Annotated in this window: 12 protein-coding genes; 5 read left to right on the top strand and 7 right to left on the bottom strand. The window is 73.0% G+C overall.

Annotated features, from left to right (window positions below):
* A complete protein-coding gene (locus tag ABZZ79_RS10140; protein ID WP_356688448.1) occupies window positions 1–1497 on the bottom strand; it encodes an oligosaccharide flippase family protein in 1497 nt (498 codons plus the stop codon).
* A 7-nt stretch (window positions 1498–1504) separates the two neighbouring features.
* Window positions 1505–2509, bottom strand: a complete 1005-nt coding sequence (locus tag ABZZ79_RS10135; RefSeq protein ID WP_356688447.1) for a hypothetical protein — start codon at window positions 2507–2509, stop codon at window positions 1505–1507.
* A gap of 103 nt (window positions 2510–2612) precedes the next feature.
* Between ABZZ79_RS10135 and ABZZ79_RS10130 the strand changes: the two genes are divergently transcribed.
* Together ABZZ79_RS10130 and ABZZ79_RS10125 are read left to right on the top strand one after the other, a co-directional pair.
* Entirely contained in the window at window positions 2613–3389 is a 777-nt protein-coding gene (locus ABZZ79_RS10130) for a hypothetical protein (RefSeq protein WP_356688446.1), read from the top strand.
* A 233-nt stretch (window positions 3390–3622) separates the two neighbouring features.
* The gene (locus ABZZ79_RS10125) at window positions 3623–4078 is read left to right on the top strand and encodes a universal stress protein (protein ID WP_356688445.1); all 456 of its coding nucleotides are present in this window, start codon (window positions 3623–3625) and stop codon (window positions 4076–4078) included.
* Between the two features lie 28 nt (window positions 4079–4106).
* Here ABZZ79_RS10125 and ABZZ79_RS10120 read toward each other — a convergent pair whose 3' ends face one another.
* Window positions 4107–5258, bottom strand: a complete 1152-nt coding sequence (locus tag ABZZ79_RS10120; protein ID WP_356688444.1) for a CapA family protein — start codon at window positions 5256–5258, stop codon at window positions 4107–4109.
* 214 nt (window positions 5259–5472) lie between these two features.
* Here ABZZ79_RS10120 and ABZZ79_RS10115 point away from each other — a divergent pair, with 214 nt between their 5' ends.
* From ABZZ79_RS10115 to ABZZ79_RS10105, 3 genes are all read left to right on the top strand, one after another.
* Complete coding sequence (locus tag ABZZ79_RS10115; RefSeq protein ID WP_356688443.1) at window positions 5473–6021, top strand: sigma-70 family RNA polymerase sigma factor; 549 nt, start codon at window positions 5473–5475, stop codon at window positions 6019–6021.
* Between the two features lie 149 nt (window positions 6022–6170).
* Window positions 6171–6680, top strand: a complete 510-nt coding sequence (locus tag ABZZ79_RS10110) for a hypothetical protein (protein WP_356688442.1) — start codon at window positions 6171–6173, stop codon at window positions 6678–6680.
* 215 nt (window positions 6681–6895) lie between these two features.
* Window positions 6896–7546 (top strand): zf-HC2 domain-containing protein, encoded by a 651-nt coding sequence (locus ABZZ79_RS10105; RefSeq protein ID WP_356688441.1) that lies wholly within the window; start codon window positions 6896–6898, stop codon window positions 7544–7546.
* Here ABZZ79_RS10105 and ABZZ79_RS10100 read toward each other — a convergent pair.
* From ABZZ79_RS10100 to ABZZ79_RS10085, 4 genes are all read right to left on the bottom strand, one after another.
* On the bottom strand, window positions 7527–8093 hold the full coding sequence (locus tag ABZZ79_RS10100; RefSeq protein WP_356688440.1) for a cysteine hydrolase family protein: 567 nt from the start codon (window positions 8091–8093) through the stop codon (window positions 7527–7529). The genes ABZZ79_RS10105 and ABZZ79_RS10100 overlap by 20 nt on opposite strands.
* An 81-nt stretch (window positions 8094–8174) precedes the next feature.
* Entirely contained in the window at window positions 8175–9038 is an 864-nt protein-coding gene (locus tag ABZZ79_RS10095) for a DNA-formamidopyrimidine glycosylase family protein (RefSeq protein ID WP_356688439.1), read from the bottom strand.
* Between the two features lie 31 nt (window positions 9039–9069).
* On the bottom strand, window positions 9070–11175 hold the full coding sequence (locus ABZZ79_RS10090; protein WP_356688438.1) for a SpoIIE family protein phosphatase: 2106 nt from the start codon (window positions 11173–11175) through the stop codon (window positions 9070–9072).
* Between the two features lie 77 nt (window positions 11176–11252).
* Window positions 11253–12539, bottom strand: coding sequence for a DUF6777 domain-containing protein (locus ABZZ79_RS10085; protein WP_356688437.1), 1287 nt, complete (start codon window positions 12537–12539; stop codon window positions 11253–11255).
* Between the last annotated feature and the right edge of the window lie 36 nt (window positions 12540–12575).

The raw sequence follows: 12575 nt of genomic DNA, 5'->3' as shown, positions 1-12575 counted from the left end.
TCACCCGTTCTCGTCCCGGTGCGAGCGGGGCAGCGCGGCCCGCACCGACGCCGCGGCGAATCCGTACGTCTGCCGCACGAGCCGCCGGTCCACCACCGTCATGCCGGCCGTGAAGAGCGCCGCGGCACAGGCGCCTCCGGCGATGCCCGACCCCAGAGTGCCGCCGCCCTGCGCGGCCACCGTCCACCCCAGCGAGGCCCCGCACACCCCGAGGAGGGTGGGGGCGATCAGCGGGCGGAGCAGGCGGACCGGGATCCGGCGGGTGGTGGCGCGGCCGAGGACCAGGGCCTCGACGGCCGCGGACAGGGCCCAGCCCAGGCCCACGGAGACCACGCCGAGCGGCGCGAGCAGCGGTAGGGCGACGGCGAGCCAGGTGACGGCGCTCAGCAGGCTCGCCCGCAGCACGGCCTGTGCGTCGCCGATCGCGTAGAGATAGCCCTGGGTGGCAACCGAGACGACCCCGCCGACGGCCAGTCCCAGACAGGCCCAGGGAACGACCACGGCGGCCTCCCGCCACTGTGCGCCGAAGATACCGGGCACCAGGCCCGGTGCGGAACCGGCCAGAACGGTCAGGACGAACCCCATGCCCACCGAGGCGATGTCGACGGCCTGCTGGACGAGACGCGCCGATCGTTCCTCGTCGGCGGACAGCCGTGACATCGTGGGGAACGAGACCCGCCACAGCGACTGCATGACCAGGTAGGGAATCTCCATCAGCCGTTTGGCGAGCGTCCACAGGCCGAGTTGGGCGACTCCGCCGAGAGCGGCGACGCAGAGGTTGAGCACCTGGTCACGCAGCAGCCAGGTCGCGCTGACGGCCTGGAACCGCAGGCCGAATCCGACGAGCGGCCTGATGAGACGGAACTCCGGCCGTGGCCGGACCAGTCCCGCGGGACACACGAACCCCATCACGACCGTCCCGGTCACGGCCCGTACGACGGTCGCGGTGGCGAGCCCCCACACGCCGAAGCCGGCCGCCACCGTGCCGATGGCCCATCCCTGGAAGCACAGCACCTGGGTCATCTCGACCACGACGAGCCGCCGGTAGAGCAGGGCTCTCTCCAGCAGGATGCGGCCGGGGAACTGCAGGGCGACGAAGGGCATGGAGGCGACCATGACGGCGGTCACCCAGGCGATCCGGCCGAGCGGGACCGCCACCGCCACGGCGAGGGCGGTCATCGCCACCGTCACGCCCAGTTGCAGTGCGCTCAGAGCGCCGAGCTCCTCGTCGCTCGGGGGTTCCCGGCGCCGGATCAGCCCGGCGCCGAGGCCGCCGTCGGAGACGAGTCCGGCGAAGAGCACGAAGGACATGCCGATGGCGACCACACCGAAGTCGTGGGGGTTCAGCAGCCTGGCCACGATCACGTTCCCGGCGAACCCCAGCAGCAGGATGACGAGTCCGCGGGTGCTGACGAGGAAGACGCCCGCCTTGGCCCGCTGTCTCAGCTCGTCGTCCGAAAGGGCCTCGTCCCCGCCGGGTGGCTGCTCGGCACCCATGCCGGCGTCAGTGGGCGGCTCGGCGTGAACGCCAACGGGCCAGCCGCGTCCGGATGCCGAACCGGCCGAGCTGGCGTCGGCCGTGGTCGTGGACCAAGGTCACCACGTCGGCCCGGCGTCGGTCGAGGGCGGCGGCCCGTCCCTCGCGCAACCGCAGCGGCAGCGCCTCCGGGTCCAGCCGGACGGCGACGTCGGGGGCCAGCAGCAGCCGGGTCATGAGGGTGGAGTAGATGGTGTCCCGGGTCGCCGCGAGCCATGGCTTGGCCAGCACATGGTGGAGCAGGAAGGGCTCGGTTCCGTCCTCGTAACGGCAGGTCAGTCGCTGCCTGTCAGTCAGTGACAGGCCGGGGAACGGCGGATGGGGGGTCAGCCGGTGTTCCATGACGGCCAGCTCCCCGGGCTCGAACCGGGCGGCGAGCACCGCGTTGAGCACGTCCTGGTCGGCGAAGTAGAAGGGGTCGTCCAGGGTTGCCTTGCCGTATCTGGTGTGCGTGAGTCCGATGGTCCGCTGGCCCGCGGTCCACGGTGGCAGCAGCCGGTCGCTGAGGCTGCGGGGAAAGGCGACCAGTCCGGCGCTCAGATAGGGCTGGCGGCGGAGGGGGCCGAGCCCGAGGGCGGTCCCCCACTCCGGGTGGAAGCGGCGGCTGTTGGGCGGGCAGTCGACGAACGCCACGATGCGGCCCTGCCGTGCCTTCTCGGTGATCTCCGTCAGCGGGCGGGTGACGATCATGTCCGCGTCGATGAGGACCATCACCTCCGCCGGGCGTCGCTCGGGGCCGACGGGGCCGAGGAACCACGGGGGCGTGTCGGGTGACGGCGGCTCCACGAGGGTGGCGTGGCCGGTGAGCAGGTTGCGCTGTTCGGGTGAGAGACCGATGTCCACCACGATCACGGGCTCGTCGTGGCCCGTCAGCCGGAGGGAGTTGATCAGCGCCGCCAGTCCGGGGAAGAACCTCCGGTCGGCGACCGTGTAGAACGCGGTGCCCGGCAGTGGCGCAGGGGAATCGTCCATGCTCTGGCCCTCCGAACGAACGCGGTGGGTGACCCGCGTCACCAGTGACGATTCGATTCTATGGCGATATGCGGAGAGTGCCTCATATGCATAAAATTGCACCGTGTCCATCGAACGGGCCGTCGTCTTCCGTTTTCATCGCGACCCGCTGGTCAGCCGTGCCCGCGTCGCGCTCCTGCGCCGGCTCAACCCGCGCGTACCGGTGCACGGGCTCTTCGGCGGCGCGGGCGGCGCGCGCGGCGCGGCCTTCCGTCTGACGGGCGAGCGGCTGCTCGGACTCGACAGCCTGTACGTCTCCCGCCACAGCGCCTTCTGGAACTGGAAGAACGGCGACCTGGCCCTGCTCGACTGGTACCGCGAGGTCGGCCGCCGGCTGTCCTTCGACGTCCTGCATCTCGTCGAGTGGGATCTTCTGCTGACGGACTCCCTGGAGCGGGTCTACGCCATGGTCCCCGTCGAAGCCGTCGGCCTGACCGCCCCGACCCCCCTGAGCGTCATCGGCGACGACTGGCGCTGGCTCAACGGGCGGGACGAGGCACGGGAGTGGCGCGAGCTGCTGGCCTACGCGCGCTCCGGCTTCGGCTACGACGGCACCCCGTACGGCTGTCTGGGCATCGGCCCCTGCTTCCCCCGGGCCTTCCTCGACGACTACGCCGCCGCCGACCCTCCCGACCTCGGCAACGACGAGCTCCGCTACCCCTTGTTCGCGCAGCTCCTGGGCCATCCGGTGGCCGACACCGGATTCCGGCACGCCTGGCACTCCGCGGCCGAGGACCGGTACTTCAACGCCGTGGGAACGGGGATCGCCCCGGACACCGTCAAGGCGGAGCTGGCCAAGCCGGACGGCCGTCGTGCGTTCCACCCGGTCCGCGCCAGGTAGCGGGCGGCGGACTCCCGCGCCGCGTCAGCGGTGGCGGACGAGGGGGGAGGGCAGCGTCTCACGGTTCGTCAGGCCGGTGAGGAACCCGACGAGCCGGTCGACGCCGATGCCCGGGCCGCGGGTGGGCGGCCCGGCGCACGGCCGGCTCGCCCGTCGGGGCCCGGGGGCAGGTCCGGCGGGGGCGGGGCGAGATGGCGGCGGGCGGAGTCCCGGGTTCCGCTAGATTCTCGGCTGTGACGGATCAGCACCGGTTCGAGCGAGGCACCGACGGCCCCAAGGTCATCATGGTCGGGGTCGACGGCTCGGACTCCTCGCTGCGGGCCGCGGCCTACGCGAGCGGTCTGGCCCGGCGGCAGCGAGCGCTGCTCGCGGTCGTGTACGTGCAGCCCGTGCCGGCGGCGGGCGCGGCGCTGGGGGCGCCCGTGGCGGAGGCGACCGGCGAGATCGCGGAGGATCTGGTGGCGCAGATCCGCGAGGCCGCCGAACGGGTCAAGGGGATATTCGACGTGCGCTGGGAGTTCCACACCCTCCGCGGTGATCCCTACAGCGGTCTGGTGCAGGCGGCCGACGAGCTCAAGGCGGACGCCGTGGTCGTCGGCGCCTCGGAGCAGGCCGGCCACCGCATCGTCGGTTCGGTGGCGATCCGGCTGGTGAAGGCCGGCCGCTGGCCGGTGACGGTCGTCCCGTAGGACCGCTCGGGCAGGCCCTGAGGACCCGTCACCTCGCCATCACCAGTCCGTCCTGGGCCGCGCCCCGGCTGAGGACGACGTCCCGGATCCGGTCGCGTACGGCGCTGACGTCGGCGCCCTGGCGGAGCGCGGCGTTGAGGTCGAGGACCCGGCCCGCGTCGACGTCGAACAGCTGCGGCACGAACTCGGCCTTCGTGACCTCCCAGCGGCCGCCGGGCCTGCCGGGCGGGGCGAAGGTGAAGCGGCCGACGCTGGACTGATTGCCGCGCGGGTCGCGGACGCCCTCGTGGTTGACCATCTCGCCGGCGATCTGGTCGCCCATCCCGTAGATCACCCAGGTCCCGTTGACCTTCTCGTACGCCTGTGGGACATGGGCGTGGGTGCCGAGGATCAGGTCGATGTCCGGGCGGCCGTTCGTGCGGGACGCGGTGAGGGCGCGGGCCAGGGCGAGCTGCCGGTCGTCGGGGGCGTCCTGCCACTCGGTGCCCCAGTGCACGGACATCACGACCACGTCGGCGCCCGCCCGCCGGGCCGCGCGGGCGTCGGCGATCATGCGCTGTTCGTCGATGAGGTTCACGGCCCACGGCTGTCCGGCGGGCATCGGGAAGCCGTTGGTGTCGTAGGTGTAGGACAGGTGCGCGACCTTCGCCGCGCCGGCCCGCAGTACGGTGACCGTGCCCGCCTCGGCCTCGGTGCGGGCCGTGCCCGCGTGCCGTACGCCCGCCCGGTCGAGGGCGTCGAGGGTGCGCTGGACGCCGGCGGCGCCGTCGTCGAGGCTGTGGTTGGAGGCGGTGGAGCAGCCGTCGTAGCCGGTGGCGGCGAGGGCCGGGGCGATCTCGGGCGGGGACTTGAAGGCGGGGTAGCCGGTGAAGTCGCCGTTCTCGCCGTAGACGGTCTCCATGTGACACAGCGCCAGGTCGGCACGGGCGACGACGGGTTCGATGCCGGAGAGCATCGGGCGGAAGTCGTAGCCGGTGCCGCCGGCGTCGAATCGCGCCCGGTCGATGATCGAGCTGTGCGGCAGGACGTCCCCGGAGGCGACGAGGGTGAAGCCGCGGGGGTCGGCGGCGCTGGGGGCCGGGTGTCCGGCTCTGGGTTCGTGGTGCTGGGCCTGACAGGCGGCGCCCGCGGTGAGGAGGGCGGTCAGGGCGAGGGCGACCTGCCGTCTGCGTGCGATCATCCGTTCACCTCACATTGGTCATATTTACTGACCAATAGGTACGAAGGTGAACGGCACCGCAAACGACCCCCGCACCCCCTTTAACCCGTCCGGTCCGCGCGGATGGAGGTGTCCGAGACCGTTCGTCGAACCGTTCGTCGACGCGTTCGACCGTCCGCCGCACATCTGTGCGCACGCCCTGTCCCGGCACGGATCGCTGCGATGCCATACGCCCATGACGGCCGTGACGACTCTCGCCCCCGGGACGACGACCGCCGAGCACGAGCTCGCCGCCTTGCAGCGGGAGCACGGCCGGCCCCTCTTCGCGCTGCTCCTGCGGCTCTGCGACGGCGACCGGCAACGCGCCGAGGACCTTGTGCAGGAGACCCTGGTCCGCGCCTGGCAGCATCCCGAGGCGCTGCGCGCCGACGCCTTCGAGTCCGTACGGCCCTGGCTGCTGACCGTGGCCCGGCGGCTCGCCATCGACGCGCGACGGGCCCGCCGGGCGCGTCCGGCCGAGGTCGGGGACGCCGTGCTGGACAACGCGCGGGTGTGCGCCGACCACGCCGAGCGGTCGGCCGCGACGGTCGATGTGCGCGAGGCTGTGAAGACACTCACTCCGGAGCACCGTGAAGTCCTGGTGCTCGTGTATTTCCAAGGGGCGAGTGTGGCGGAAGCGGCACAAACCCTGGGGATTCCACCCGGTACCGTGAAGTCCCGCGCGTACTACGCGCTGCGCGCCCTGCGCCGGGTGCTACCGGGATACGCGGCCGACCTGCGGTGAAACCGACCGTCGAGTCAAACCTCTGTAAAGCGCCTTGCCCGGGACCCCGGTTGAGTAATCGGCTGTCCTCATCCGTGTTCCGGATGGGCCCTTCACCACCGGGGCCCGGGGTCGGGCGACGCGCACGCACCGGAGGAAGGCAGGAAGGGATGCAGCACAGAGGTCATCAGAGCACGGACGGCCACGGCGGCGGGGAACTCACGGTCCCCATGGCGTGGTTGTACGCCGAGTACATCGCCGACGAGCTGCTGCGGTCGGGGGACCTGATGCCCCCGACGTCCTTCGAGTTCCGGGCCGGCCGCGACGCGCTGGCGCTCACGGTCTTCCTCTCCGACACCGAGGGCGAGCTGTCCGGGATCCGCGTGGTCACGCAGCTGGAGACCTGGCTGTCGCTGACGGCCTACGACCAGCCCTGGCAGGACTGGGTGCGCGGGCGCATGGCCGAACTCACCGAGGAGGCGGCCGCCGCCACGGGCCCCGCGCCCGACCTGGAACTGGCCGCCGCCGCCTGGCGCTGGCTGGACGAGACCGAGCTGCTCGCCCCGGACCTCAACGCCGTTCCCGGCGGGGGTGTGGGGGAGGACGAGAGCCCGAAGGTGTGGACTCCGGCCTGGCAGCTGGGACTTCCCCTCGGGCACCTCGCGATCAGCCTCTTCTGATCCCCCGGGCCCCGCACGGCGCACCCCTCGGGGAGTCGTCGCCACCCCCACCGAGCCGATCGCGACCTTTTTCGGGACGCGACCAATCCGGGGGCCCGACGGCTCCGAATCCCTTGGCGCCGATTCGCGCGTGGCTTGAGTGATTCGGCGGCCCGGTGCGTACGGATGGGAGCAAGGAGTAACCCCACCCGCACTCAACGGCACGAGGATTCGGCATGAGGTCCCTGGAACGGCATCGCGACGTCGCCGCCTACGCGCTCGGCGTGCTGGACGAGGCGGAGTCCTTCCGCTTCGAGGACCACCTCATGGAGTGCCCGCGGTGCAGCGCGCACGTGACCGAATTCGGGCCTGTCACCCGTCAGTTGATGCTCTACCGCACCGCCACCCCGCGTGCCGTGCACCCCATGGCGGCCCCCGGGCCGCGGCTGCTGGACCGGCTGCTCGGCGAGGTCGCCGCACGCACCCGGGCCCGGCACCGGCGCTCGCTGTACGCCGTGGCGGCCGCGGTGGTGCTGGCGGTCGCCGGACCGGCGATCGCGCTGGCGGCCGGGGGCGGCGGCGACCCCCTGCGGGTCGAGGCGACCGACGAGCGCTCGGGGGTGTGGGCGCAGGTCACGGCCGTGGCCGAGCCGTGGGGCAGCGAGGTGTCCCTGGAGGTCAAGGACGCGGCCGGTCCGCGGGTGTGCCGACTGGTCGCGGTCGGCCATGACGGCACCGAGGAGACGGTCACCACCTGGACCGCCTCCTCGCGCGACGCCCGCCCCACCTCCACGGAGGGCGGCGCCGCCCTGCACCCGGAGGAGATAGCCCGCTACGAGGTGCGCACCATGGCCGGGGAGCGGCTGGTCACGATCCCGGTGCGGTGAGGAGGTCGACGTCCTTCGTCGCCACGGTGCCCGCGCTGCGGCCGGGGGCCCGCTGCTCGTTCCAGTAGAGGTTGGTGTGCGCGATCACCAGCGCCGGGGCCGGGGCGCCGTACGCGCTGAGGTCCTCCGTGGTGTGGGCGTCGCCGACCAGGAAGACGTCGTAGCCGCGGGTGAAGGCGCCGTGGACGGTCGAGCGGATACAGGCGTCGGTCTGCGCGCCGGTGACGAAGATCCGGCCGATCCCCCGCTCGGCGAGGACCTCCTCCAGATCGGTGCCCTCGAAGGAGTCGCCGAAGTGCTTGTGCACGACGGGCTCGCCCTCCCGCCGCACCAGCTCCGGCACGTACTCCCAGCCCTCGCTGCCCCGGGGCATGTGGTCGTCCGAGTGCTGCACCCACACCACCGGCACGTCCTCGGCTCTGGCGCGGTCGACCAGAGCGGCGATGTTGGCGGTGACGCCCTCGCGGTCGTGTGCCGAGGCCACCACGTCCTTCTGGAAGTCGATGACGAGCACGGCGGTGTGCGGACGGTCGGGCAGGGTGCTCACTGAGGCCTCCCGGTGCGGTGCGTGCGGGCACTGATCACGTTCGGACCAATCTATGACACCCCACTGACAGTCCGGCCGGCATCACTTCAGCAGCCGGGACATCCGGCGGTCCGCGAGCGGTTTGCCGCCGGTCTGGCAGGTGGGGCAGTACTGGAGGGAGGAGTCGCTGAAGGAGACCTCGCGGATGGTGTCGCCGCACACCGGGCAGGGCTCGCCGGTGCGGCCGTGGACGCGCAGGCCGCTCTTCTTCTCCGCCTTCAGACGTCCGGCGGCCAGGCCCCGGGAACGCTCGACCGCCTCCGTCAGGGTGGCGCGCAGGGCCCCGTGGAGGGTCCGGGTCTCGGCCGGGGTCAGCTTGGCCGCCAGTTTGAAGGGGGACATCTTCGCCGCGTGCAGGATCTCGTCGCTGTAGGCGTTGCCCACCCCGGCGATCAGGCTCTGGTCGCGCAGGGCGCCCTTGATCTGACGGCGCTCGTCCTTCAGCAGCGCGGCGAACGCGGCCTCGTCGAAGTCGTCGGCGAGCGGGTCCGGGCCGAGGCGGGCGATGCCGGGGACCTCCTGCGGATCCCGGACGACGTACACGGCCAGGCGTTTCTGGGTGCCGGCCTCCGTCAGGTCGAAGCCCGCGCCCGTCTCCAGGGCGACGCGCAGGGCGAGGGGGCCCTTGCCAGGCCTGGGCATGCCGTCCGGGAGGCGGTCCTTCCACTGCAGCCAGCCCGCGCGGGCGAGATGCGTGACCAGGTGCGGGCCGCCGTCGGTGGCCAGGACCAGGAACTTGCCACGGCGTCCCGCGCCGGTGACCGTACGGCCTTCGAGGGCCGACAGCGGAGGGTCGTACGTCTTCAGGACGCTGATCGCGACGGGCAGCGCACGGACGATCTCATGACCGGTCAGGTGCTCGGTGAGGAAGTCCTTGAGCGCTTCGACCTCGGGGAGTTCCGGCATAGGTCCAGGGTGCCATCAGGGAGCGGAACGCTCAGGTCCGCCTCCTGGGCCGCCGTTCGGCTTCCGGCACCTCGAACTCGCACCACACGCACTTGCCGCCGCCGCGCGCCTCCACGCCCCAGTCGTCGGTGAGCAGGTGGACCAGGAGCAGTCCGCGGCCGGAGACCCCGGACTCGCCCGCCTCGCGGCGCCGGGGCAGGGCACTGGAGGAGTCCTCGACCTCGACGCGCAGCCGGCGGCCGCCGGCGAGGGCCCGCAGGGTGACGATCGCGGCGCCCTCGGTGTGCATGAGGGCGTTGGTGATCAGCTCGTCGGCGACGAGTTCGATCTCGTCGGCGCGGTCCCGGGCACCCCAGGTGCGCACGGCGGCGCGGACCATGTGACGGGCCTCGTGCAGGGCCTCCGGGTCGCCGGGGGCCACGTGCTGCTGGAGCCGGCCACGGCCGGCGGGCGCGTCCAGGCCGCGGCGGTGCAGCAGGAGCAGCGCCACGTCGTCGTCGCCGCCCCGCTCCTCGGCGAGGTCGATGAGCATGTCGGCGAGGCGGCGCACGTCCTCGGGGCCCGCGGCGATCAGCGCGGTGAGAGCGCGCATGCCGTCGTCCAGGTCGGCGCCCGGCTGCTCGACCAGGCCGTCGGTGCACAGCAGCAGCGTGTGCCCGGGGTCGAGCTCGATGGTGGACACCGGGTACTCCAGGCTGCCGAATTCCGCGGACAGCCCGAGCGGCAGCCCGCCCGCGACGGGGATCCGGCGGCAGGTGCGGTCCGCCTGCCGCACCAGCGGGTCGATGTGCCCCGCGCGCACCACCTGGACCACTCCGGTGGCCAGGTCGGCCTCGGCGTACAGACAGGTCGCGAAGCGGTCGGTGTCGAGTTCGTGCAGGAAGACGGAGGCGCGGGCCATCACGGTCGCCGGGGTGTGGCCCTCGGCGGCGTAGGCGCGCAGCACGATCCGCAGCTGGCCCATGACGGCGGCGGCGTGCGTGTCGTGGCCCTGGACGTCTCCGATGACGGCGCCGACGCGGCCGCCGGGCAGCGGGATGAGGTCGTACCAGTCGCCGCCGATGTCCCGGCCCAGGGAGCCGCCGATGGTGGCGGCGCGGTAGCGGACGGCGACGTCGGCGCCGCGCACGCTGGGGATGGTGCGCGGGAGCATGGCCTGCTGGAGGCCCTGGGCGATGTCCTTCTCCTGCTCGTAGAACATGGCCCGCTGCAGGCTCTGGGCGATGCTGCTGCCGAGGGCGACGAGGATGTTGCGCTCCTCGGCGGTGAAGCCGTGGCGGTTGCTGTAGAGCAGGCCCATCGCGCCGATGGGACGGGCCTGCACGATCAGCGGCAGATAGGCCGCCGAGGTGATTCTGAGGCCGGTGATGTGCGGCCACAGGACGGGGTAGCCGGCCGCGAACTCCTCGGGGGACTCGATGAAGCGGGGGCTCAGGGTCCGTACCACCTCGCTCATCGGGTAGGGCTCGTCGAGGCCGGTGACGTCGGTTCCGGGGACGAAGCTGCCCGTGGGTCCCTCGGCGATCAGCCGGATGCGGCCCGCCTCGACGAGGCCCATCACCAGGCTCGTGGCGCCGAGGTGGGTGAGCCCGTGGGTGTCCTTGAGGACGTCGATGACGTCCTGGACGGTGCGGGCGTGGGCGAGGGCGGCCGTGGTCAGCTGGACGACGCTGGTCTGTTCGCGCAGCGCGTTGTCCTGTTCGAGCCGTTCGCGCCGGGTCGCGATGTCGGCGAGTTCCTGGGTGGCGTCGCGGACGATGCCGATGATCCGGCGGGGCCGGCCGGTCTCGTCGCGGCGGATGTAGCCCTGGGTGTGGGTCCACTGCTGGGTGCCGTCGCGGCGGCGGATGCGGAAGTAGGCGCCGTAGTTCTCGCTGCCGTCCTTGAGCGCCTGCGAGACGGTGGCGTCCAGCCTGCGGCCCTCGTTGGGCGGCACGCGGATGGCCAGGGTCTCGGGGCGGTCGTCGTACTCCTCGGGGAACATGTCGAAGATCTCGTGGGCCTGGGCGTCCATCACCATCAGGCCGGCGTCCAGGTCCCAGTCGAAACTGCCCATGCGGTTGAGCACGAGAATCGCGTGCGCGTGGTCGGGCCAGTCGTCCGGGAGTGACATCGTGCCCGCTCCCCGATCACCCATGGGCCCACCTTGCCAGGGTTTGACCGATTCTTCGAGCGGGGCCTCCCGGCCGGGCGGCCCCGCCACGGGTGGCCGTCTCACCCGTCGAAGACGCCGAGGGGGCTGCCGAAGACGATCCCCGTGGCCCGGGGCGCGGCCCGGTCGTCGGGGACCAGGCCGCCGCCGTCGGGCAGGTCGGGGGTGTCCGGAACGGTCTGCGGGCCGACGGTGCCGGCGCCCGGTGACGTCCCGGTGCCGGGCGCGCTCGGCGGCCGGGTGCTTCGGGGCGTGGCGGTCACCGTGGCCGTGGGGCAGCCGGTGGCCGTGGGCGGCGCGGCGGGCCGGGTGGCGCCCGTCGTGACCGTGACGGTCGGGGTCACGAAGCAGTCGGCCGGGGACCGGCCGGGCTCCGAGGCGTCGGGGGACGCGCTGTTCTGGTCCCGCGGGTCCTGGTCGGGCGCGCTCGGGCTCGACGTGTCGGGGCTCGACGTGTCGGGGCTCGGCCGGCCGGGGGGCCATGGGCGGGGCGTCGAGGTGCCCGTACTCGGCGTGCCGGTGCCCGGGGCGCTCGAACTCGCGCTCGGGCTGTCCGGCTCGCTGGGGGACGGGGGCCGGGTCACCCACGCGGGCGGGGCCACCGGACGGTCGTGGCGGGCGTCCTGGCCGCACCGCCGCTCGATCCAGGTGCGGTGGACGATGTCGATGATGGTGATGTGGGTGATCACCTTCGGCGCCGGGGTCACCACGACCACCTCGGCCGGGCGGTAGCCGGACCAGGCCGTGCCGGTGGTCGACTCGGGGCCGCTCGTCCCGGTCGGCGGCAGCAGGGGGTTGCCGCAGGCGCAGCGCACCCGGGGCACTCCCCTGGTGTCGACGAGGACGGCGGTACCGGACTGCAGGACCGACTGGAAGACGGTCGTCCTGCCCTCGCGCCAGCCGTGGTTGGTGACCCGGGTGTCGGCACGCAGCTGGACCGGGGTCAGGCCGCGCAGATAGCCGGGAACGGCCTGCGCGCCGATGCCCTCGACGTCGGCGAAGGCGCGGGCCTTGGCCGGGTCCGCGGTGAGGTGGCCGATCTGCCGCCGCACGTCACAGCTGCCGACCCCTTCGGCGCCGCCGTACAGGCCGGCTGTGGCACCGGAGACGAGGCGCGGCCGGGCCAGGGCCTCGGAGCCGCGCGGCGTCGGGGTGACGGGCGCGGGCTTCGCCGTCGGATCGGCCGTGGAGTCCGTGAAGGGGTCGGGGCCCTGGGCCGCGACCGGCTGGAGGAAGACCTCGCCGCCGGCCGCCCGGCCGGGCTCTGTGTCGGCGCCGGCACAGCCGGCGACGACGAGCGCCGCCAGCAGCGCGATCGCGGTGACGAGGGTTCGGATGGGTGACCTCACCACGTTCTCCCGCCTGGTCTCGGGCAATACCTCACC

The sequence above is a fragment of the Streptomyces sp. NPDC006458 genome (assembly GCF_040612135.1).
GTDB lineage: Bacteria > Actinomycetota > Actinomycetes > Streptomycetales > Streptomycetaceae > Streptomyces.
Note: the sequence above shows the minus strand (reverse complement) of the source record. Positions and strands in the feature narration are given on the sequence as shown.